The sequence below is a fragment of the Ideonella lacteola genome (assembly GCF_038066555.1).
In the GTDB taxonomy this organism is placed as follows: Bacteria; Pseudomonadota; Gammaproteobacteria; order Burkholderiales; family Burkholderiaceae_C; genus Ideonella; species Ideonella lacteola.
This window is the reverse complement of the sequence record NZ_JBBUTG010000004.1, coordinates 75,849-95,445: the sequence shown is the minus strand read 5'-3', so window position 1 is coordinate 95,445 and position 19,597 is coordinate 75,849. Positions and strand designations below refer to the sequence as shown.

The 19,597-nt window shown below is 66.5% G+C and carries 20 protein-coding genes and 1 other RNA gene; 5 read left to right on the top strand and 16 right to left on the bottom strand.

Translation table 11 applies throughout. The features are described from left to right. Positions 1-37: 37 nt before the first annotated feature. On the bottom strand, positions 38-637 hold the full coding sequence (locus tag AACH06_RS08405) for a DUF4337 domain-containing protein (RefSeq protein WP_341425204.1): 600 nt from the start codon (positions 635-637) through the stop codon (positions 38-40). Positions 638-1,054: 417 nt separating this feature from the next. On the opposite strand from AACH06_RS08405, the gene pmbA reads away from it, so the two are divergent. Then, the gene (gene pmbA, locus AACH06_RS08400) at positions 1,055-2,425 is read left to right on the top strand and encodes a metalloprotease PmbA (protein ID WP_341425203.1); all 1,371 of its coding nucleotides are present in this window, start codon (positions 1,055-1,057) and stop codon (positions 2,423-2,425) included. A gap of 309 nt (positions 2,426-2,734) precedes the next feature. Further along, positions 2,735-3,817, top strand: a complete 1,083-nt coding sequence (locus AACH06_RS08395) for a TRAP transporter substrate-binding protein (RefSeq protein WP_341425202.1) — start codon at positions 2,735-2,737, stop codon at positions 3,815-3,817. Positions 3,818-3,924: 107 nt separating this feature from the next. Here the strand turns inward: AACH06_RS08395 and nhaD are convergent, their stop codons facing one another. The 12 genes from nhaD to AACH06_RS08340 all read right to left on the bottom strand — a co-directional run bounded on the left by nhaD (position 3,925) and on the right by AACH06_RS08340 (position 12,494). After that, complete coding sequence (nhaD, locus tag AACH06_RS08390; protein ID WP_341425201.1) at positions 3,925-5,196, bottom strand: sodium:proton antiporter NhaD; 1,272 nt, start codon at positions 5,194-5,196, stop codon at positions 3,925-3,927. 233 nt (positions 5,197-5,429) lie between these two features. Continuing rightward, positions 5,430-6,983 carry a TRAP transporter large permease gene (locus tag AACH06_RS08385; protein WP_341425200.1) on the bottom strand — a complete coding sequence of 518 codons (1,554 nt, stop codon included), beginning with the start codon at positions 6,981-6,983 and terminating at the stop codon, positions 5,430-5,432. Positions 6,984-6,988: 5 nt separating this feature from the next. Beyond that, the gene (locus AACH06_RS08380; protein ID WP_341425199.1) at positions 6,989-7,528 is read right to left on the bottom strand and encodes a TRAP transporter small permease subunit; all 540 of its coding nucleotides are present in this window, start codon (positions 7,526-7,528) and stop codon (positions 6,989-6,991) included. Positions 7,529-7,763: 235 nt separating this feature from the next. After that, on the bottom strand, positions 7,764-8,111 hold the full coding sequence (locus AACH06_RS08375) for a protein tyrosine phosphatase family protein (protein WP_341425198.1): 348 nt from the start codon (positions 8,109-8,111) through the stop codon (positions 7,764-7,766). A gap of 14 nt (positions 8,112-8,125) precedes the next feature. Then, a complete protein-coding gene (locus tag AACH06_RS08370; RefSeq protein WP_341425197.1) occupies positions 8,126-8,575 on the bottom strand; it encodes a GatB/YqeY domain-containing protein in 450 nt (149 codons plus the stop codon). Between the two features lie 119 nt (positions 8,576-8,694). Beyond that, positions 8,695-8,907, bottom strand: coding sequence for a 30S ribosomal protein S21 (gene rpsU, locus AACH06_RS08365; RefSeq protein WP_009551973.1), 213 nt, complete (start codon positions 8,905-8,907; stop codon positions 8,695-8,697). Between the two features lie 181 nt (positions 8,908-9,088). Beyond that, complete coding sequence (locus AACH06_RS08360) at positions 9,089-10,318, bottom strand: BaiN/RdsA family NAD(P)/FAD-dependent oxidoreductase (protein ID WP_341425196.1); 1,230 nt, start codon at positions 10,316-10,318, stop codon at positions 9,089-9,091. A 6-nt stretch (positions 10,319-10,324) separates the two neighbouring features. Continuing rightward, positions 10,325-11,149 (bottom strand): sulfite exporter TauE/SafE family protein, encoded by an 825-nt coding sequence (locus tag AACH06_RS08355; RefSeq protein ID WP_341425195.1) that lies wholly within the window; start codon positions 11,147-11,149, stop codon positions 10,325-10,327. A 5-nt stretch (positions 11,150-11,154) separates the two neighbouring features. Further along, positions 11,155-11,628, bottom strand: a complete 474-nt coding sequence (locus tag AACH06_RS08350; protein ID WP_341425194.1) for an EVE domain-containing protein — start codon at positions 11,626-11,628, stop codon at positions 11,155-11,157. Between the two features lie 59 nt (positions 11,629-11,687). Further along, positions 11,688-11,868, bottom strand: a non-coding RNA gene (ssrS, locus tag AACH06_RS30160) — 6S RNA. Positions 11,869-11,955: 87 nt separating this feature from the next. Continuing rightward, the gene (locus AACH06_RS08345; protein ID WP_341425193.1) at positions 11,956-12,282 is read right to left on the bottom strand and encodes a cell division protein ZapA; all 327 of its coding nucleotides are present in this window, start codon (positions 12,280-12,282) and stop codon (positions 11,956-11,958) included. After that, complete coding sequence (locus AACH06_RS08340) at positions 12,279-12,494, bottom strand: DUF904 domain-containing protein (RefSeq protein ID WP_341425192.1); 216 nt, start codon at positions 12,492-12,494, stop codon at positions 12,279-12,281. Before AACH06_RS08340 ends, AACH06_RS08345 begins: the two co-directional genes overlap by 4 nt. A 146-nt stretch (positions 12,495-12,640) precedes the next feature. Here AACH06_RS08340 and AACH06_RS08335 point away from each other — a divergent pair, with 146 nt between their 5' ends. Further along, on the top strand, positions 12,641-13,570 hold the full coding sequence (locus tag AACH06_RS08335; protein WP_341425191.1) for a FecCD family ABC transporter permease: 930 nt from the start codon (positions 12,641-12,643) through the stop codon (positions 13,568-13,570). After that, positions 13,567-14,301 (top strand): ABC transporter ATP-binding protein, encoded by a 735-nt coding sequence (locus AACH06_RS08330; protein WP_341425189.1) that lies wholly within the window; start codon positions 13,567-13,569, stop codon positions 14,299-14,301. The genes AACH06_RS08335 and AACH06_RS08330 overlap by 4 nt, the downstream gene beginning before the upstream one ends. Positions 14,302-14,323: 22 nt before the next feature. Here AACH06_RS08330 and AACH06_RS08325 read toward each other — a convergent pair whose 3' ends face one another. Then, entirely contained in the window at positions 14,324-15,214 is an 891-nt protein-coding gene (locus AACH06_RS08325) for a LysR family transcriptional regulator (RefSeq protein WP_341425188.1), read from the bottom strand. Between the two features lie 108 nt (positions 15,215-15,322). Here AACH06_RS08325 and AACH06_RS08320 point away from each other — a divergent pair, with 108 nt between their 5' ends. Continuing rightward, positions 15,323-16,192 (top strand): MBL fold metallo-hydrolase, encoded by an 870-nt coding sequence (locus AACH06_RS08320; RefSeq protein ID WP_341425187.1) that lies wholly within the window; start codon positions 15,323-15,325, stop codon positions 16,190-16,192. Between the two features lie 7 nt (positions 16,193-16,199). Here the strand turns inward: AACH06_RS08320 and mltB are convergent, their stop codons facing one another. Together mltB and AACH06_RS08310 are read right to left on the bottom strand one after the other, a co-directional pair. Beyond that, on the bottom strand, positions 16,200-17,468 hold the full coding sequence (gene mltB / locus AACH06_RS08315; protein ID WP_341425186.1) for a lytic murein transglycosylase B: 1,269 nt from the start codon (positions 17,466-17,468) through the stop codon (positions 16,200-16,202). A gap of 107 nt (positions 17,469-17,575) precedes the next feature. Next, the gene (locus AACH06_RS08310; protein ID WP_341425185.1) at positions 17,576-19,573 is read right to left on the bottom strand and encodes a transglutaminase TgpA family protein; all 1,998 of its coding nucleotides are present in this window, start codon (positions 19,571-19,573) and stop codon (positions 17,576-17,578) included. Positions 19,574-19,597 lie beyond the last annotated feature (24 nt).

Below are 19,597 nucleotides of genomic sequence, written 5' to 3'. Positions count from 1 at the left end.
GGCCCCGTGCGACACCACTGCTGCCGTCACACCTCGTTCAAGACAGCAGCTGCACCAGCGCCTCGGGGTGCAGGTGCCAGCCCGACAGACCCGCCATGCCCATCAACACGCCAAAGCCTGTGGGCAGCAGGGCCACCCAGTACAAGGCCCACAGCTGCGTCAACGCCGTCACCGCCAACATGGCGATCGCGATGGCCAGCAACGCGTCGCACAGGTCGAACTGATCATCGCGGTAGTTCAGCGCCTCATAGCGTCGCTGGTCCTCCTCCGCCTGGGATTTCAGCTCCTCCTTCTTACGGGCCTGGTCTGCGGCCAGTTGCCGATAGCGCTCGATGGCCTGGTCGTAAGCCGCGGCGTGGGATGCACTGGTCGCCGATGGGCGTGCGAGTTCGAGTTGCACGGTGTTGGCCTCGGCCACTTCCTGCCGCAGGTTGCGGGCCTGGTAGTAGGCCCAGTGATCCAACTTGTCGGCCTGAGCCTGCTGCATGGCCTGCGCGATGTTGTCGTCCTTGACTTTGCAGATGCCCATGAAGGTGGCCAGTGCAGCCACGGTGATGGCCACGGTGGCGTTCAATCGGGTGCTTCGTTCAGCGGCCTGCACCGCTTGCTCCACCACATCCTTGGGGTCGGTATCCATCTCTCGGGGCGGTTCGTGCAAAGGGATCGGGATGCTAGTCCAGTGAAACGGAGAAATCGGAAGTTCGCCGGTGTTTGGCAGGGCGCGCAGCAAGGCGCGGCCCGCAGCCCAGGCTGTATGCCTGGGCAAGGGTCGCAACGCCGCGGCGCGCCCTGCCAGGCACCGGCCCACAGGGTGGGCACCTGCCAGCGGCGCACTCGGCGTTGCCAATGCTCGCCGGGTGTCCAACCCGGCTGCGCTTGGCGCCTTGATTGCGCCACTGGCAGGTGCCCACGAACATCCGATCTCTCCGTTTCACTGGACTCGGAACAGGCTCGCTATGATTGTCCCGCAATTCAACGCGCCGCCCGCCCGGGGCGCCCCGCTCTGACGGGGCCGCTCCGGCGGGTTTCGCACTTCAGCATCGAGCCTCAAGACATGACCCATGACAGCCGCGCCGGATTTGCCTACAGCCGCGAACAGTTCCAGCAGATCGTCGACGACGTGCTGGCGATGGCCCGAGATCTGGGAACGAGCGATGCCGGGGTCGAAGTCAGCGAAGGCAGCGGCATGAGCGTGTCGGTGCGCATGGGCGAGGTCGAGCATGTCGAGCGCAACCGGGACAAATCCGTGGGTGTGACGGTCTATCTGGGGCAGCGGCGTGGCAATGCCAGCACGTCGGACTTCTCCGCCACTGCGCTGTCGCAGACAGTGCGCGCTGCCTACGACATCGCTCGCTTCACCGCCGAAGACCCGGCCGCCGGCCTGCCAGACGCTGAAGACCTGGCCACGGCCGATGAGGTGACGCGGGATCTGGATTTGTTCCATCCGTGGGCGCTTGATGCCGAGACCGCGGCCGACCTGGCCAAGCGAGCCGAAGAAGCTGCGCTGGCGGTCGACGCCCGCATCACCAATTCCGAAGGCGGATCGGTCTCGGCGCAGCAGTCTCACTTCTGGGCCGGCAACAGCCGGGGCTTCCGCGGTGGCTACGCCAGCTCGCGGCATTCGCTGTCCGTCTCGCCCATCGCGGGCAAGGGCTCTGACATGCAGCGCGACTACTGGTACACCTCGATGCGCGACGCGCTGGAGATGGCGTCGCCCGAGGCCGTGGGCCGGTATGCAGCCGAGCGTGCGCTCTCGCGCTTGAAATCTCGCAAGGTGAAGACCTGCGAAGTGCCGGTGCTGTTCGAGTCGACGGTGGCCGCAGGCCTGCTGGGCGCGTTCGTCCAGGCCACCAGCGGAGGCTCGCTTTACCGCAAGGCCAGCTTCCTGCAAGACAGCCTGGGCCAGACGATCTGGCCCGAGCACATCGATGTGTCCGAAGACCCGCACCTGCGCCGCGGCAAGGGCAGCGCACCGTTCGACGACGAGGGCGTGCGCACCCAGGCGCGCCAGGTGGTGGCGGGCGGCGTGGTGCAAGGTTACTTCCTGTCGAGCTACTCGGCCCGCAAGCTGGGCATGAAGACCACCGGCCACGCGGGCGGATCGCAGAACCTGCGCCTGACCAGCCGGCTCACTCAGCCGGGCGACCACCTCGAGCAGATGCTGCGCAAGCTGCACCGCGGCCTGTTCGTCACCGAGCTGATGGGCCAGGGCGTGAACTACGTGACCGGCGACTATTCGCGCGGAGCCGCCGGCTTCTGGGTCGAGAAAGGGCGCATCGCCTACCCCGTGCACGAGATCACCATCGCGAGCAACCTGCGAGACATGTTCAAGGGCATCGTCGCAGTCGGTGCCGACACCTACAACATGGGCTCCAAGACGATCGGCTCGGTGCTGGTGGATCGAATGAAGCTCGCCGGCAGCTGATTGCCGTTGGTGTCGGCCAGCCCACGGCGGCACGCTGGGCCGCGTGAAGGCGCTTCCGCACGCCGGTGCGCCGGCACGGCGTGGATTGCGGTGGGCCTGCCTTTCCGTGCCTGGCCGCTGCTCCTGGACTAGGTACCTTCCCGAATTTCAGGCTCTTTCAAGGTTCGGCCGCCGATGATGCTCGGGTCAACGTGGCACTGAAGTGCATGCGCGATGCGAGCGGGTATACCCCGCCCATTCGCCGAGGGGCACTTTCTAGAATTTGCCGCGTCTGAGGTTTGTTCCCTAAGCAACAGGAGACTCTTGACCATGGAACGTCGTTCCTTTGTTCGTGGCGCCGGTCTGGCCGGCGTGCTGGCCGCAGGTACCGCGCCGGCCATCGTGCACGCCCAGGCCAATGTGCGTTGGCGCCTGGCATCCAGCTTCCCGAAATCGCTCGACACCATCTTCGGTGCGGCCGACGAGTTCGCGAAAAAGGTCAAGGAATTGTCGGGCGGAAAGTTCGAAATCTCGGTGCACGCCGGTGGCGAAATCATGCCGCCCCTGCAGGTCGTGGACGGCGTGCAGAGCGGTTCGGTCGAAATGGCGCACACCGCGCCGTACTATTTCTTCGGCAAGGATGAAACCTTTGCCTTGGGCTGCGCCATCCCGTTCGGTCTGAACAGCCGGCAGATGACGGCCTGGATGGTCGAAGGCAATGGCCTGAAGTTGATGCGCGAGTTCTACAGGAACTACAACATCATCAACTTCATGGGTGGCAACACCGGTGCCCAGATGGGCGGCTGGTATCGGAAGGAAGTGAAGTCCCTGGCCGACATGAAGGGCTTGAAGTTCCGCATTGGCGGCTTCGGCGGCAAGGTGATCGAGCGCGTCGGTGGCGTGCCGCAAAACATCCCGGGCGGTGAAATCTACTCTGCCCTGGAAAAGGGCACGATCGATGCCGCCGAGTGGGTGGGCCCCTACGACGACCAGAAGCTGGGTTTCAACAAGGTGGCGGGCTTCTACAACTACCCCGGCTGGTGGGAAGGTGGCCCGCAGCTCGACTTCTTCGTCAACACCAAGGCGTATGACGCCCTCTCGTCCGAGTACAAGGCCATCATCGAATGCGCCTCGGCGGCGGCCCACATCGACATGCAGGGCAAGTACGACGCCAAGAACCCGGCGGCGCTGAAGCAGTTGGTGGGATCCGGCACCAAGCTCGTCCGCTTCCCTAAGGATGTGATGGACGCGTGCTTCAAGGAGGCGATGGCGTTGTACAGCGAGTTGTCGGGCAAGAACCCGAACTGGAAGAAGGTTTACGAAGACTTCGCCAACTTCCGTCGCGACCAGAACCTCTGGTTCCGCTTCGCCGAGGCTGGCTTCGACGACTTCATGCAAAGCCAGAAGCTCTGATCTTGACGCAGCGTGGCCCACCCTTCGGTGGGCTGCGCCGCCGAATCAAACAGCCCCCGCGGCCTCGATGGCCCGGGGGCTTTTTGCTGGCTGCTGCCGCTTTGCCATCAGCGGGTGACGAGGTACACGGCTGCGCCCGCCAAGTAGCCCATCAGCGCCAGGCCACTGATGCGCTTGAGGTACCAGCCGAAGCTGATCTTTTCCAGGCCCATGGCGGCCACGCCGGCGGCAGAGCCGATGATGAGGATGGAGCCACCCGTGCCGGCGCAGTAGGCGAGGAACTCCCAGAGGAAGTGGTCGGTGGGGTACTGCTCAAGGCTGTACATGCCCATGCTGGCAGCCACCAGGGGCACGTTGTCCACCACCGCGCTGGCCAGGCCGATGATGAGCACGATCACGTCTTGCCGACCGATGGTGGTATCGAGCCAGTGGGCCAGGGCGGCCAGCAGGTGGGTGTGCTCCAGCGTGGCCACCGACAGCAAGATGCCGATGAAGAACACGATCGACCCCATGTCGATGCGGCTGAGGGCGTGCACCAACGTGAGGTGGTGCTTGTCATCCTCGGGCTTATGCCGGTGAACCATGTCGCCGACCAACCACAGGATGCCCAGGCCGAAGAGGATGCCCATGAACGGGGGCAGGTGGGTCCAGGTCTTGAAGGCGGGCACGGCCACGAGCACGGCCAGGCCGAGCACGAACATGAGATTGCGCTCGAAGGCGGTGGTCTGGCTCGATGAGTTCGCGCCGTCGCGCGGCGGGCTCTCGACGAGGCGGCCGCGCAGCACATAGGCGGTGGCCGCCAGTGGCACCAGCGTGCTGACCAGCGAGGGCAGCAGCAGGGCCTTCATGATGCCCAGGCCGGAGATCTGGCCGCCGATCCACAGCATGGTGGTGGTGACGTCGCCGATAGGCGTCCACCCGCCGCCCGAGTTGGCCGCAATGACGACGATGCCGGCGAAAAAGAGCCGATCCTCGGGCCGGCGCAGAAGCTTGCGGACCAGGGAGACCATCACGATGGTCGTCGTCAGGTTGTCGAGGATGGCGCTGAGAAAGAACGTCACCAGGCCCACGAGCCACATCAGGCTGGACAGCTTGGTGGTCTGGATGCGAGCGGTGATGACATCGAAGCCCTGGTGCGCGTCCACCACCTCGACGATGGTCATCGCCCCGATCAGGAAGAACACGATCTGTGCCGTGCCCATCAGCGACTCATTGAGCTGGCTGGTGACCACCGAAGGATCACCCTGTGACAAGGCGTAGATCGTCCAGAGGGTGCCGGCGCCGACCAGGGCGGAGGCAGATTTGTTGATGCCCAGAGGGTGTTCGAGGGCGATGGCCAAGTAGGCCAGCACGAACACGACGGCGAGGAGTGTCAGCATGGTCACCAAGGGCGGCGGCTGAATGGACACCGCCCAGGCATGCCGATGGGCATGAGCCTGGGCGGTGATGACGGCGATCCGATTAGCCCGGAGGGCGCCTCCTTTGGGCCGGAAACGCTGTGGGCATGGTGGCCGCTGCCGTATCGGTCGGCACGCGATCGATGGGTCGCAGCAGCCGGGAAAGAAGTCACGCCATGCCTCGTCGGCCCCCTCTTTCCAAGTCGGGAAGACTCCTACTTTTTGGCTGCCGCCGCATCCTGTTCTGCGGCGTGCTTGAAGGCCTCCATAGGGTCTTCGGCCGATGAGCTGGGCGACGATGCGCCGTCCGGAGCCATGTTCAGCTCCGGTGCCGGCTCGTCGCTGGTGCGGCCGCCGCCCATTTGTTCCAGCAGCTCCGAGGCCTTGTTCATGTCGACCGCTTGCTCCTTCTCCAGGAAGACAGTGACCGTTTCGGGCACGAAGATCACGATCGCTACCAGGATCAACTGCATCACGACCCAAGGGATGGCGCCCAGGTAGATGTCGCTTGATTCAACCTTGCGTGGCAGAGAGCCATTCTTGAACAGGGTGTCCGAAATGCCACGCAGGTAGAACAGTGCGAAGCCGAACGGCGGGTGCATGAAGCTGGTCTGCATGTTCACGCACAGCATCACGCCGAACCACACCAGATCGATGCCCATCTTGTCGGCCACTGGCCCCAGCAGCGGCAGGATGATGAAGGCGATCTCGAAGAAGTCCAGGAAGAAGGCCAGGAAGAAAATGAAGATGTTGACGACGATGAGGAAGCCCACCTGGCCGCCGGGCAGGTTCGACAGCATGTGTTCGATCCACTTGCCGCCTTCCACACCTTGGAAGACCAGCGAGAAGACGCGCGAGCCGATCAAGATGAAGACCACCATCGCGGTGATGCGCGCCGTTCCGGCCATTGCCTCACGCACCAGCGGCCAGGTCAGGCGGCGGTGCATGGCCGCCAGAATGAACGCACCCACAGCGCCCATCGCGCCGGCTTCGGTGGGCGTGGCGATCGCCGTGTTCAGCCCAGGCAGGCCGCCCATGCTGCCCAGCACTGCGAAGATCAGCACGGCGGACGGGATGATGCCGCGCAGGCATTTCGACCACAGCGCCCAGCCCTGCAGCGTGCGAGCTTCCTTGGGAACGCCCGGCACGTGGTCAGGCTTCACCCGGCTGAGGATGAAGGTATAGAGCGCGAAGATCAGCACTTGGAGGATCGAAGGCCCCCAGGCGCCCTTGTACATGTCGCCCACCGACTTGCCCAACTGGTCAGCCAGCACGACCAGCACCAGCGACGGAGGAACGATCTGGGTGATCGTGCCGGAAGCGGCGAGTACGCCGGTCGCATACCGCATGTTGTAGCCGTAGCGCATCATGACCGGCAGCGAAATCATCGCCATGGCGATCACCTGGCCTGCCACCGTGCCAGTGATGGCACCGAGGATGAAGCCGACGATGATCACCGAGTAGCCCAGCCCGCCGCGGATCGGGCCGAAGAGTTGCCCCATGGAATCGAGCATGTCTTCGGCCAGGCCGCACTTCTCGAGCAAGGCGCCCATCATCGTGAAGAACGGGATTGCCAGCAGCAGGTCGTTCGACAGGATGCCGAACACGTTCTGCGGCAGGGCGCTCATGAACTCGGCGGGGAACCAGCCCATTTGCACGGCGTAGACACCGCAGGCCAAGCCCAACGCGGCCAATGAGAAGGCCACCGGGAAGCCGATCAGCATGACGATGATCAACCCCGCGAACATCAGCGGGGGGAAGTTCTCCATGCTGGTCATTGCAGCGGCCTTTCGTAGTGCGTGTCCATCTCGTACGCGTGCATCAGCCAGCCGATGCGTTTGATCGTTTCGCCGATGCCTTGCAGCAGCACCAGCGCGAAGCCCAGAGGCAATGTGAGCATGGCCGGCCAACGTACCAGGCCGCCCGCGTTGTTGGACATTTCGCCCGAGACATACCAGCGCACGAACAGAGGCCACGAGAAATGGATCATCGTGAGCATCACCGGCACCAGGAAGCACAGCAGGCCGAAGAGGTCGACGAAGACCTTGCCGCGACCGCTCAGGCGGGAGTAGATGAGGTCGACGCGCACATGCTCATTCAGGCGCAGCACCTGGGCTGCACCGAACATGACGCATGCGGCGAACAGGTACCACTGCACTTCGAGGAAGGCGTTGGAGCTGTAGTCGAATCCATAACGCACCACGGCGTTGCTGGCGCTGATGAAGCACGACAGGATCACTGACCAAGCGGCGATCTTGCCGAAGCGATCGGTCAGCCAATCAATGCCGTGGGCAACGGCAAGCAGGGCTTTCATGGCGCGCTCCTGGCAAGACAGGGCGCGAGGCGGGCGACGAACATGGCGGCAGCTCCGAACGATGGATGATGAGCCGGCACGCCGCCCGTGAACGAGCAGGATGTGCCGATCGATCGCAATGTATCGGGAGGTGCCTGAAACGCGCCTTAATCGTTGGCGCCCTCAGGGAAAGCACTATCGCGCGCCGCAGCGGGCACGCGACGGGCGCCTTGAGCGCCCGCAGGTGCTGTGTCGCTCAGCCGTGAGTGGCCGAGACGAAGAGCTTGGTCGAGCGGGCACCCGAGCGGCAGAAGGCCAGCATCGGTTTGGGCAACTCGGCGAGCAGGCGGCCGAACGCGGCGATTTCTTCGGGCGACTGGTATCCCCCATTGACGGGCAGGAACCGGTACTCGAGACCGGCCGCCTTGGCGGCCTGCTCGATGGCCGCACTGGTCGGCTGGTCGCGGCCGTGTTCGAAATCCGGGCGGTTGTTCACCACGCTACGAAACCCCAGCCGGGCCAGCTCGGCCATGGCCTCAGGGGTGAGTTGGGGGGCGACGCAGACGTCGTCGGCCACCTGGCGGATCGGCAATGAGGTTTCCATCGTGGCGTGCTCCGTTACTTCGACAGGGCTTGCTTCACTGCGGCAGAGACGAGGCCCATGTCCGCCTTGCCAGCCAGTTTGGCCTTCACCGCGCCCATCACCTTGCCCATGTCGCCCGGGCCTGCGGCCCCCAGCTCGGCCACGATCGCGGTCACTTCGGCGGCGATTTCATCGGCCGTCAGTCGCTGAGGCAGGTAGGCGTTGAGCACCTGGACTTCGGCGGTCTCCTTGTCGGCGAGATCGGTGCGGCCGGCCTGTTGGAAGGCTGCGATCGAATCCTTGCGCTGCTTGATCAGCTTGTCGACGATGCCGATCACGGCAGCGTCGTCGAGCTCGATGCGCTCGTCGACCTCTTTTTGCTTGCAGGCAGCCAGCAGCATGCGGATGGTGGACAGGCGATCGGTTTCCTTGGCCCGCATCGCGGCCTTCATGTCTTCGGTGATGCGTTCTTTCAGAGTCGTCATCGATGTTCCCGTGAGATGGCTCGGCTGCAGGGCCGGTGCCAAGAATGCAAAAAGCCCGCAACGGCGTCCCGCGCGGGCTTTCTGGAACGAGCTGCGCTAGTGGCGCAAGCGTACCGGAATCAGTACAGCTTCTTGGGCAGCTGCATGCTGCGAACGCGCTTGTAGTGGCGCTTCACGGCGGCAGCCTTCTTGCGCTTGCGCTCGGAGGTGGGCTTTTCGTAGAACTCGCGAGCGCGCAGTTCGGTCAGCAGGCCCAGCTTCTCGATGGTGCGCTTGAAGCGGCGCAGCGCCACGTCGAACGGCTCGTTTTCCTTGACACGGATGGTTGTCATTGACTGAAGAATCCTTCGGGATGGATGCGCTCGGTGCCTTGCGCCGGTGCGGTTTGCGGCTGCCCTGACGGTTGAAAGAGCAGCTCAGCTCTGCCGCATCGAACTCGAGTTTCGCAAGATCGACACGCGGTTTGCCAGCAAAGACTGCGATTCTACTCTGAATTTGGAGGTTTTGCCAAATTCATTGCTCAGGCCGTGTGGCGACGGCCAAGGCCTCGGCACAGGCATACCCGCTGGACCATGCCCACTGGAAGTTGTATCCCCCCAACCAGCCGGTGACATCGACCACCTCGCCGATGAAATACAGGCCCGGGTGGAGCCGGCTTTCCATGGTCTGCGAACTCAGGTCACGCGTGTCCACGCCGCCTGCCATCACCTCGGCCTTGCGCCAGCCTTCGTCGCCGGTGGGGTGCAGCGTCCAATGCTGCAGGCCGTTGGCCAGCTGCTTGCGGGCAGCGTCCGGCAACTGAGGCATGGGCAAGTCTGCGGCGGGGCCGTGCAGCGCCAGCCAGGTGTCGGCCAGGCGCTGGGGCAGCCAGCTCGCCAGTTCATTGGCCAACTGGCGACGTGAGCGCGACTTGGCATCTGCCAGATCGGCAGACAGGTCTCGGCCGGGCGCCAGGTCGATCTCGATCGGCTGACCGCCGCGCCAGAAGCTGGAAATCTGCAGCACCGCCGGGCCGGAGATCCCCCGATGGGTGAACAGGAGGTCTTCCAGGAACTCGGTACGCACCGTTCCCCGCCGGCCTGGGTTGGTGGTGGAGATGGCCACCGGCAGTGCGATGCCGGCCATGGGGATGAAAGGCGCCCAGTGCGCGGCATCGAAGGTGAGAGGAACCAACGCCGCACGGGGGGTGACGATGCGGTGGCCCAGCCGCTCAGCGAGCCGCAGACCGAAATCGGTGGCCCCGATCTTCGGCACCGGCAGGCCGCCGGTGGCGATGACCACCGCGTTGGTGTGCACTTCGCCGCGTTCGGTGTCCACGGCCCAGCCCGAGTCGGTGCGCCGAACGCCGGCCACTTTGCAGGGTTGCCATCTGGTGACGCCACCGGCTTCGCACTCGCTCAGCAGCATCGCGATGATCTGCTCGGCCGACTCGTCGCAGAAGAGTTGGCCCTTGTGCTTCTCGTGGAAGGCGATCCGGTGCTTCTGCACCAAGGCGATGAAATCGGCCGCGGTGTATCGGGCCAGCGCGGATCGGCAGAAATGCGGGTTGTCCGACAGGAACTTTGCCGGCGACGCCTCGCGGTTGGTGAAATTGCAGCGGCCTCCGCCCGAGATGCGGATCTTCTCCGCCACCTTCGCTGCGTGGTCGATCAGCAGCACCTTGAGCCCGCGCTGGCCAGCCTGCGCGGCGCAGAACAGCCCCGCGGCGCCTGCACCAATGATCACGACATCCAAGGGCGCCACGTCAGCTCAACCGAAAGCCTTGTAGAGCATGTAGATCGCCAGCCCGTAGAGCAAGACGGCGAACGCGCGCTTGAGTTGCGCCACATTCATGGCATGGGCGGCGCGCGCACCCAGCGGCGCCATCGTCACGCTGGCCGCTGCGATGAGCGCGAGCGCTGGCAGATAGAGGTAGCCGAAGGCGCCTGGCAGCGCGGCGGGCATGCTCCAGCCGCCGATCACATAGCCGAGCGTGCTCGCCACCGCCACCGGAACGCCCAGGGCCGCGCTGGTTGCCACCGCGTTGTGAATGGGAACGTTGCACCAGGTCATGAACGGCACGCTGACGAACCCACCACCGGCGCCGACCAGGCCCGACAGAAAGCCGATGCCCGCTCCGGCTGCGGTCTGCCCCTGCCAGCGCGGCATCTGGCGGTTTGCGGCAGGCTTCTTGCCGCGCAGCATCTGCGTGGCCGAGAAAGCCACGAAGAGGCCGAATACCAGTGCCAGGGCCTGACCCTTGAGCACAGCGAACGCGCCCGCACCCGCCAACAAGCCACCGAGCAGGATGCCCGGTGCCATGCCCCGCACGATCGGCCAACGGACGGCGCCGCGGCGGTGGTGCGCACGCACGCTCGACAGTGAGGTGAACAGGATGGTGGCCATCGAGGTGGCGATGGCCATCTTCACCGACAGGTTGTTATTCACCCCGCGATGGCTGAGGATCAGTGTCATGAAAGGCACCAGCAGCATGCCACCGCCGATGCCAAAAAGGCCCGCGAGGAAACCGGCGCCGATGCCGAGCGCCAACAGCTCGGCGATGAGGGTGGGCGGGAGCTGGGACAGTGCTTCCATCGGTGTCAGCCCGCCTCGCCCAAGCGGGCCAGCACCGCACGCCATTCGTCGGGCGTCACCGGCGTGATCGAGAGGCGGCTGCCCGGCTGCAGCAGCCGCATGCCGGCGAGCTCCGGCGCATGTCGCATGTCCTTCAGCGGCAACAGGCGTGTCTTCTTGACCAGCTTCACGTCGACATGCTGCCAGCGAGGGGCGTCGCGCGAGGACTTCGGATCGAAATACGGGCTCGTTGAGTCGAACTGCGTTTCGTCGGTGTAGGCCTCGCTGGCCACCTCGGCCAGCCCGGCCACGCCAGGCTCGGCACATGACGAGTGATAGAACAGCACGCCGTCGCCGATGCGCATCTGATCGCGCATGAAGTTGCGGGCCTGGTAGTTGCGTACCCCCGTCCACGGCAGGGTCTGTTGAGGGGCAGCGGCCAGGTGGTCGATCGAAGCCTCATCGGGCTCGCTCTTCATCAGCCAGAATTGATGAGGCATCGGTTGGCGTCGCCGCGGCGCTTGTCTGCGAGCGCCCGGGCAGGCAGAGGGAGGGAAGAGGTGTCCACCGCAAACCGTAGGCCGCATTCCTGAACCCAGGGGATTCAGGTGGGCGAGGTCAGCACGGCTTCGGGTTCATCTGACGCGAGACGATCACACCAGCCAGGCGATGTTCCAAGCCCGGGCTCGCGAGAGCATCGGTTCAAGGAAATATAAAACCCACGCGGATGCGATGGACGGTTTGATTCTAGGCGCTGCGCGTTGCTTCGCACAGCGTTTGCACCGATACCCGACGAGAAAAAAGCCTCTCGAGTGGTGCGGGGCCGGTCAGAGTAACTGGCCGTCGTCTCCGAGGGTGGCGTCGAGCCGCTCGATCAGGCTGTCGATCAGGGCCTCGCTGTAGCGATGGGACAGCGGCGTGTCATCCGACGGCGGCCGGGGGGGCGGCGCGGCAGGGCGCTCGGCCAGCCGATAGGCCAGATTCAGCGCGGCCAGCACGGCCATGCGCTCGCGGGCTTTGACCTTGCCGGCGTCGCGGATGGCGCTCATCTCCTGATCGACCGTGGACACGGCCGAGTGCAGCAGCGCTTCACCACCTTCCGGGCAGGCCAGCAGGTAGCTCTGCCCGAGGATCGTCACCTCGATCTGCTTCATTCAGCAGCCCCCGGCGAGGCTTTCTCGATCGGCAGGCGGTCGAGCAGCGCATCGATGCGCGCACGTGCCGCGGCCAGCCGCGACTTGAGGCTGTCGCGCTCGGCGGTCACGCCTTGCAACTGCTCGTTGAGCAGCGCGTTGGTGCGTGCAAGCTCCTCGTGGCGCAACACGAGGCGATCGATGCGCTCGGCGAGATCCGGCAGGCGTGACATGGGCCTTCGGGTGAACTGGGGAAACCCGATTGTAGGCATGGGTTCCCGAGCTGCAGGGCGGGCAACGGAGTGAGAGGCGGGCGCGCCTTGTGCAGCTTGGCATGGACAATGCGCGGCTTGGCCATGAACCCGCGCCGTCGCACCCCGTGAGTCCGTCTTCCTTGCCTCTGCGTTGGGGGCTCGCGCTCGTCGGCGCCAGCATGGTGGTGGCGCTCGCGCTTGCCGTGGGCAGCGGTGGCTGGGACACCCACCTGATCGTGACGCTGCGGTGGCCGCGCGTCCTGGCCGCGGCGGGCGTGGGCGCACTGCTGGCGTTGGCGGGTTTGATGATGCAAGTGCTGCTGCGCAACCCGCTGGCTGATCCCTACGTGCTGGGCACCTCGGGCGGTGCGTCGGTGGGCGCCTTGGCCGCGATGATGCTCGGGCTGGGCGTGTGGCTGGGGGCTGCGGCGGGTGCGGTGGCCGCGGGCGCGCTGCTGCTCTGGCTCGCCCGTTCTGCGCTGGCGTCGACCGACGATGCGTCGCCCCGCCTGATCCTCGTGGGTGCCATGTTGGCCGCGCTGTTCGGTGCAGTGGCCACGCTGCTGTTGATGCTGACGCCCGACGAGCGGCTGCGCGGCGCGATCTTCTGGCTGGTGGGCGATCTGTCGGCGGCCCGAGATGGTGGCTTGTGCCTGGCGGGCGCGCTGTTGGTGTTGGCTGGGTTGTTGTGGCGGGGTCGATCGGTGGACCGCCTGATGCTCGGTGCCGAAGCCGCCGGTCTGTTGGGTGAGCCCGTGCGTCGCCTTCGGCTGGAGCTGCTGGCGGCGGCGGGGCTCTGCGTGGGGCTGGCGGTGGCGACGGCTGGGGCGGTCGGCTTCATCGGCCTTGTGGTGCCGCAGGCCTGGCGCTTGACTGGTGTGCAGCAGACACGCGAGCTGGCGGGCTTGAGTGCGATCGGTGGCGCCACTTTGCTGGTCGCCGCCGATCTGGTGGCACGCATGGCGGCGGTGCCGATGGAACTGCCGGTGGGCGCGGTGATGGCCTTGCTCGGCGCCCCGTGCTTCATTGCGCTGCTGGTCCGGGGGGCGCGGTGAGCCTGCTGGAAACCCGCCAACTCGACCTGTGGGCCGGCGAGCAACACCTGGTGAAGGGCTTGAACTGGGCCGTGCAGGAGGGCGAGCGCTGGTGTCTCATCGGGCGCAATGCCGTAGGCAAGAGCAGCTTGCTGCGGGCGCTGGCGGGCCTGTCGGTGGCGGGCCGAGCGGGTGAGGTGCGGTGGCATCGTCGCCCCCAACAGGAATGGCCCGCGGCAGAGGCCGCCTGCTGGCGAGCCTGGATGCCGCAGCAGCCCGCTGACCGCTTTGCCTTGCCGGTGCGCCGCTTGCTGGCGCTGTCGGTGGTGCAGCCAGAGGGCGCGCGCGATCTCGACGTGGAGTTGCAGGGGCTGGACATCCAGCATTTGCGCGATCGCGTGTCGACCCGGCTCTCGGGCGGTGAACGCCAACGGGTGGCGATCGCCCAGGCGGCGGTACAGGGCGCGCCGCTGTTGCTGCTGGACGAGCCGATCGCTTTCCAGGACCCCGCGCACCAGGGCATCGTGGCGCGCTGGGCGGCCGATTGGGCCAGCCGCCGTCCTGGCCGCGCGCTGGTGATGAGCAGCCACGACATGCATTGGGTGGCGCGTGCTGCGACCCACGTGCTCGCGCTGATGGGCGACGGCCAGTGGCGAGCCGGCCCTGTCGACGAGATGCTGCAGGCCGCGCCTTTGCGCGAGATCTTCGGGTGCGAGTGGATGCCTGCGGGCGGAAGCTGGCTTCCGGTTTGACCCGCCGACGGACGCTTGGCTGCTACCAGCGCGGCGTGGCGAAGCGTTCGATCAGGAAATCGAGCAAGGCCCGCACGGCGGGTGGCAGGTGTCGACGCGACGGGTAGAGCGCGTAGATCGTCATCGGAGGCGGCGACCACAGCGGCAACAGTGCGCACAGGTCGCCCCGATGGATCCATGGCTGCGCGAGGTAGGTGGGCAGCAGGGACACGCCGCCGCCGGCCATGGCTGCGTGCAGCAAGGCGGTCGAGTCGTTGGCGGTCAGGCGCGTGGCCACGCTGACCTGCTCCATCGATTCGTCGCGGGTGAAACGCCAAGTGCTGCGGCCGAAGTTCGTGTGGCCCAGGCAGGCGTGCCGGGCCAGATCGGCGGGCGCTTGTGGCGTGCCGTGTCGCGCCAGGTAATCGGGCGATGCGACGAGGACCGAGTCGCACGGGGCCAGGGGCCGGGCGATCAACATGGGGTCGGGATCGTTGCTGATGCGGATCGCCAGATCGATGCGGGCCTCGACGAGGTTCACCGCCCGGTCTCCCAGGTCGAGATCGATCTTCAGGTGCGGGTGACGCGCCAGAAAGTCGCTCAATGCCGCGGCCAGGTGGGCGTGCCCGAACGACATGCTGCAGGTGATGCGCAACTGGCCGCGCAGCGTGCCATCCGGCGGCGCGATCTCGTCTTCGGCCTCGCTGACGAGGGCCAACAACTGCTGGCAACGGCGCAGGGCCTGCTCGCCAGCGTCGGTGAGGGTGACCCGGCGTGTCGTGCGCTGCAGCAGTCGGGTGCCCAGCCATTGCTCGATGTGGGCGACGTGTCGCGTGACCATGGCACGGGACATGTCCAGACGCTCGGCCGCCGCACTGAAACTGCCTCCAGTGGCCACCTCGCAAAAGACCTGCATGGCGGTCAAACGGTCCATTATTTGATCGAATTAAGAAACAGTGATGCGAGAGATTGGCAGTTTATCTGCTCGATTGGTGAAACTAAAGTGGCGCCACTGTCATTCATCCACTCCAAGGACACCTTCATGTTTCGCCAGACCCTCGTTGCCGCCACCGTCGCCGTCACTCTGCAATCCGCCGCCGCGGCCGATACCCCGCCGCTGCAGGTTCAGGTCTACAACGCGCCGGCCCAGAGCTTTCACGTGAATGCGGTCGTCGTCAGTGGCGCCAGCGAAGCGTTGGTCATTGACACGGGCTTCAGCCGTGCCGACGCCTACCGCATCGCCGCCAATGTGCTGGACACCGGCAAGACGCTCAAGACCATCCTCGTCAGCAATGCCGATCCCGACTATTACTTTGGTGCGGAGACGCTGAAGGCGGTGTTCCCGCAGGCGCAGGTGGTGGCCACACCGGCTGTTCGCGAGAAGATCCAGGCCAAGATGAGCGCGAAGCTCGGCTTCTGGGGGCCGAAGATGGGCGCCAACGCGCCGACGGCGCCGGTGCTGCCGCAGGCGTTGTCGGGCTCGAGCCTGAGCGTCGATGGCCAGACGGTGGAAATTCGCGGCACCACTGGCCCGTTGGCGCATCGGCCGTATGTCTGGATCCCGTCGATCTCGGCCGTCGTAGGCAATGTCGCCGTGTTTGGGCGTTTGCATGTGTGGACGGCCGACACCCAGCGTTTGGAAGAGCGGCAGGCCTGGCTCGCCCAACTGGACGAGTTGGCCGCCTTGAAGCCGACGCTGGTGGTGCCCGGCCACATGGCTGCGAACACGCCGCTCGATGCGAGCAGCATCCGCTACACGCGAGACTACCTCCAGCGATTCGATGCCGAGGCGGCGCGTGCCGCCGATGCGAAGGCCTTGATCGATGCGATGAAAGCCGCCTACCCGGATGCGGGCCTCGGCGTGGCGTTGGACATTGGCGCCAAGGTGCGCAAGGGCGAGATGGCTTGGTAAGCCGGGCTCAGCGGCCGGACGTGGCCGCTTCACCCGGCGCGGCGGCGGCTTCGGCCGCCGCCGCTGCGGGCAGCGCGTCAGCCTGGGGGCCGACGGGTTTGCCTGCGGGTGGGCTGATCTGGACACTGGGGGCGCCTGGGCCGGGCGAGGCAGCCAGCCCGGCGGCCACCGACGGCGGCCGCATTTGGCGCAGCGAGCGCGCCAGCTCGATCACCGCCATCGCGTAGTAGCTCGACCAGTTGTAGCGTGTGACGACGTAGAAGTTGCGGGTGCCGGCCACGTAGCTGGGCTCGCCGTCGCCGTTCTGCAGCATCACCAGCGCCAACTGCCCCTCGTGCGCGCGGCCCGCGGCGTCCAGCCGGGCGCCCCGCTCGGCGAACTGCTGGGCGGTGAAGCTGGGCACGATGTCGGGCGCCAGCAGCAGGGCACGTTCTTTCAGCTCTTCGGGAGGGGTCACCGCAAAGTGCGTCGGCAGGCCTCGCTCCCAGCCGAACTGGGCGAAGTAGTGCGCCACGCTGCCGATGACGTCGGCGCCGTTGCCGTCCAGGTCGATGCGGCCATCGCCATCGAAGTCGATTGCGTACTTGCGCAGTGTGCTGGGCATGAACTGCGGCAGGCCCATCGCGCCGGCGTATGAACCCTTGATGCTTTGCGGGTCGCGTTGCTCGGCCGCGCACCAGGCCAGAAAGGCCTCCAGCTCCTGCCGGTAGAAGCCGCTGCGATCAGAGCGGCCGCTGGGGAAATCGAACGACAAGGTGGCCAGCGCGTCGAGCACTTTGAAGTTGCCCGTGATGCGGCCGTAGAAGGTCTCAACGCCCACGATCGCGACGACGATGTCCGCCGGCACACCCCAACGCGACTCTGCCTCGTCGAGCCAGCGCTCATGGGCCAGCCACCAGCGCAAGCCTTCGCGGATGCGCTGCGGCTCGACAAAGCGGTTGCGGTAGGCCTCCCAGTTCTTGGCCGTGCCCGCGGGCGGCGGCATCACCAACCGGGCCACGCTCGGTTGGTAGCGCGACTGGGCGAGCTGCTCGATGGCCCAGTCGGCGCTGAAGCCTTGTCGCTCTGCGGCTTGCTGGGCAAACGACACCACGTCGTCGCGGCGGCCATAGGTGACCACGTCGGGTGCGCTGTCTGCCTTCACGGCGGCCGAAGCACCGGGCGCGGCCTGCACCGGCTGCGCGAGCCCGCCGGCCAAGAGAAGACTGAGCATCGCCGGCGCGATGCCGGGGAACACGGGGAACTGGCGGGCTTGTCCCGCGGAATGAATCGTCATCGATGGATTATCGATGGGCGCCGGCTGACGCTGCCGCGTGCGAAGAGGGCGCGGAGCGGTGTAGAGGGGAGCACAGGGGCGCGGATGCGCGCTGTCGGGCGTGGGTGTCAGCGCAAAGTCGACATCGCCTGCTTGAAGCTTCTCCACCAGCCGGGCGGCGTTCCGCCCTGGCCCGGCCGGCCATAACGGTGCTGCTCGAGTGCCATCAGGGCCGCGATGGCGTTGTCGGCCGTGGCGCCACGGCGCTCTTTCAAGCGGCCCGCCAGTGTGGACAGCGTGTCGCTCGGTCGCACCTCGATGCCCAGCCGCGCGAGCTCGCGAGCGATGTCTTGCCGCAACCGTTGCCAGGGGCTTTGCCGCCGCGCATCGAACCAGGCCCACACCGCACCGAGCAGGCCGGCCACGACCACCAACATCACGAGCGCTCGCACCAGCGACAACAGATCGGGCGCCTTCACGCCGAGCTGGTTCATCAGATCGAACTGCTCGCGCCGGCCGTAGGTGAGCACCCATTGGTTCCAACGGTTGTCGATGGCCTCGAAGAAGGTGCGAAAGCGCAGCCGAAGATCAGGGCTCACCGCTTCGAAGGCGCCCGCGATCAGGCCGGGCGGGGCGCGCAGGGCCTCGCTGCGGCGGATGCGCTCGGGCGCCACCGCGGCGGTGGGATCGGCGCGGACCCAGCCGCGACCGGCCTGCCAATACTCGGCCCACGCGTGGGCATGGCTCTGTCGCACGATGTAGTAATCGTCAACGGGCAGGAAGTCGGTGCCTTGGTAGCCGGTGACGATGCGCGCCGGAATCCCCAGCAGGCGCATGATCACCACGAACGAGGCCGAGTAGTGCTCGCAGAAGCCTTCGCGCCGGTCGAGCCAGAACTCGTCGATCGGGTCGGTGGTGTAGACGCCGGGCTCCAGCGTGTAGACGTAGGGTTGGCGGCGGATGTGCTGAAGCACCGCGCCGGCCAACGCGGTGGCGTCGGCCTCGCGCCACTCGGGCTGGCTTCGCAGGGCCTGTGCCCAGGCGCGGGTGCGGGGGTGGCGGTTCGCCGGCACGAAGGTGAGGCCGCGCCGCCCGAAGGGGCTCAGCACCGGATCGGGGCCTTGCAGATCGGCGCTCGCCTTGAGAACGACGCGTTCGCCCTGTGGCCGGCGCAAACGCCATTGGCCGGACAGGTCGGGCTGCGTCGGCATGCCATTGATCGGGGGCGTCGCCAACGGGGCTTGGCGCGTGCCTTCGAGCAAAGGCAGCCAGAGGATGCGCAGCGGCTCCAGCGTCATTTCGTAGCGGTAGATCGGCGCGCCTTCTGCCGGCGCTTGGCCCGACGCCGGGGGGCTGAAGCTGTCGACCCGCCACTCCTTGCCGTCGTACTCAGACAGCACCGGGCCGCGGAAGTACAGCGCTTCCGCCGGAGGGGGCGTGCCTTCGAAACGCAGGCGAAAGGCGATGCTGTCGTCGTTGGCCAGTGCCGCCACGTCGCCCAGCTGCAGGTTGTCTGACAGGCCGGTGCGCGCACCGGCGCCTGGCATGCCCCACAGCGGGCCGATGCGCGGGAACAGCAGGAACAGCGCGATCATCACCGGTGTGCCCACCAGGGCAGCGCGGCCTGCGAGGCCGGCGGCGTCGCGCAGGCGCGGGCGGCCGGCGGGCATGTGCGCGAGCGTCAGCGCCGTCAGCCAGCCCCACACCGACAGCCCCATCGCCAGCGCCGTCCACAGGGTCTGCGAATACAGGAACTGGGTCAGCACCAGGAAGAAGCCCAGGAAGAAGACGACCAGCGCATCGCGGCGTGCCCGCAGCTCCAGCGTCTTCAAGGCCATCAGCACCACCAGCAGGGTGACCCCGGCGTCCTTGCCGATCAGGGTGCGCTCGGTCCAGTAGGTGAGGGCGGCCGCCAGCACCAGGGTGCCGACCAGCGACCACCTGCCGGGCAGGGGCGCCTGTCGCAGGGCGAGCGAGCCGCGCCAGAACAGCACCACGCCACACAGCAGCCCCACCCACGGCTGCAGCCGCAGCACATGCGGCGCGATCGTCCAGCCGATGACCAGCAGCATGAAGAGGGTGTCCCGCGTGTCGCGGCTGTGGCCGGCGCCAAACCAGCGGGGCATCGATGCGCTCAACATGCCGGGCCC

What these genes read in the sequence shown, in the direction of transcription:
- mltB (WP_341425186.1), bottom strand. Translation starts at nt 17,468, where the DNA reads ATGACGATTCATTCCGCGGGACAAGCCCGCCAGTTCCCCGTGTTCCCC.
- AACH06_RS08345 (WP_341425193.1), bottom strand. Translation starts at nt 12,282, where the DNA reads ATGAAGCAGATCGAGGTGACGATCCTCGGGCAGAGCTACCTGCTGGCC.
- AACH06_RS08380 (WP_341425199.1), bottom strand. Translation starts at nt 7,528, where the DNA reads ATGAAAGCCCTGCTTGCCGTTGCCCACGGCATTGATTGGCTGACCGAT.
- AACH06_RS08370 (WP_341425197.1), bottom strand. Translation starts at nt 8,575, where the DNA reads ATGACGACTCTGAAAGAACGCATCACCGAAGACATGAAGGCCGCGATG.
- AACH06_RS08320 (WP_341425187.1), top strand. Translation starts at nt 15,323, where the DNA reads ATGTTTCGCCAGACCCTCGTTGCCGCCACCGTCGCCGTCACTCTGCAA.
- rpsU (WP_009551973.1), bottom strand. Translation starts at nt 8,907, where the DNA reads ATGACAACCATCCGTGTCAAGGAAAACGAGCCGTTCGACGTGGCGCTG.
- AACH06_RS08310 (WP_341425185.1), bottom strand. Translation starts at nt 19,573, where the DNA reads ATGCCCCGCTGGTTTGGCGCCGGCCACAGCCGCGACACGCGGGACACC.
- AACH06_RS08355 (WP_341425195.1), bottom strand. Translation starts at nt 11,149, where the DNA reads ATGGAAGCACTGTCCCAGCTCCCGCCCACCCTCATCGCCGAGCTGTTG.
- AACH06_RS08325 (WP_341425188.1), bottom strand. Translation starts at nt 15,214, where the DNA reads ATGGACCGTTTGACCGCCATGCAGGTCTTTTGCGAGGTGGCCACTGGA.
- AACH06_RS08340 (WP_341425192.1), bottom strand. Translation starts at nt 12,494, where the DNA reads ATGTCACGCCTGCCGGATCTCGCCGAGCGCATCGATCGCCTCGTGTTG.
- nhaD (WP_341425201.1), bottom strand. Translation starts at nt 5,196, where the DNA reads ATGCTGACACTCCTCGCCGTCGTGTTCGTGCTGGCCTACTTGGCCATC.
- AACH06_RS08405 (WP_341425204.1), bottom strand. Translation starts at nt 637, where the DNA reads ATGGATACCGACCCCAAGGATGTGGTGGAGCAAGCGGTGCAGGCCGCT.
- AACH06_RS08350 (WP_341425194.1), bottom strand. Translation starts at nt 11,628, where the DNA reads ATGCCTCATCAATTCTGGCTGATGAAGAGCGAGCCCGATGAGGCTTCG.
- AACH06_RS08395 (WP_341425202.1), top strand. Translation starts at nt 2,735, where the DNA reads ATGGAACGTCGTTCCTTTGTTCGTGGCGCCGGTCTGGCCGGCGTGCTG.
- pmbA (WP_341425203.1), top strand. Translation starts at nt 1,055, where the DNA reads ATGACCCATGACAGCCGCGCCGGATTTGCCTACAGCCGCGAACAGTTC.
- AACH06_RS08385 (WP_341425200.1), bottom strand. Translation starts at nt 6,983, where the DNA reads ATGGAGAACTTCCCCCCGCTGATGTTCGCGGGGTTGATCATCGTCATG.
- AACH06_RS08375 (WP_341425198.1), bottom strand. Translation starts at nt 8,111, where the DNA reads ATGGAAACCTCATTGCCGATCCGCCAGGTGGCCGACGACGTCTGCGTC.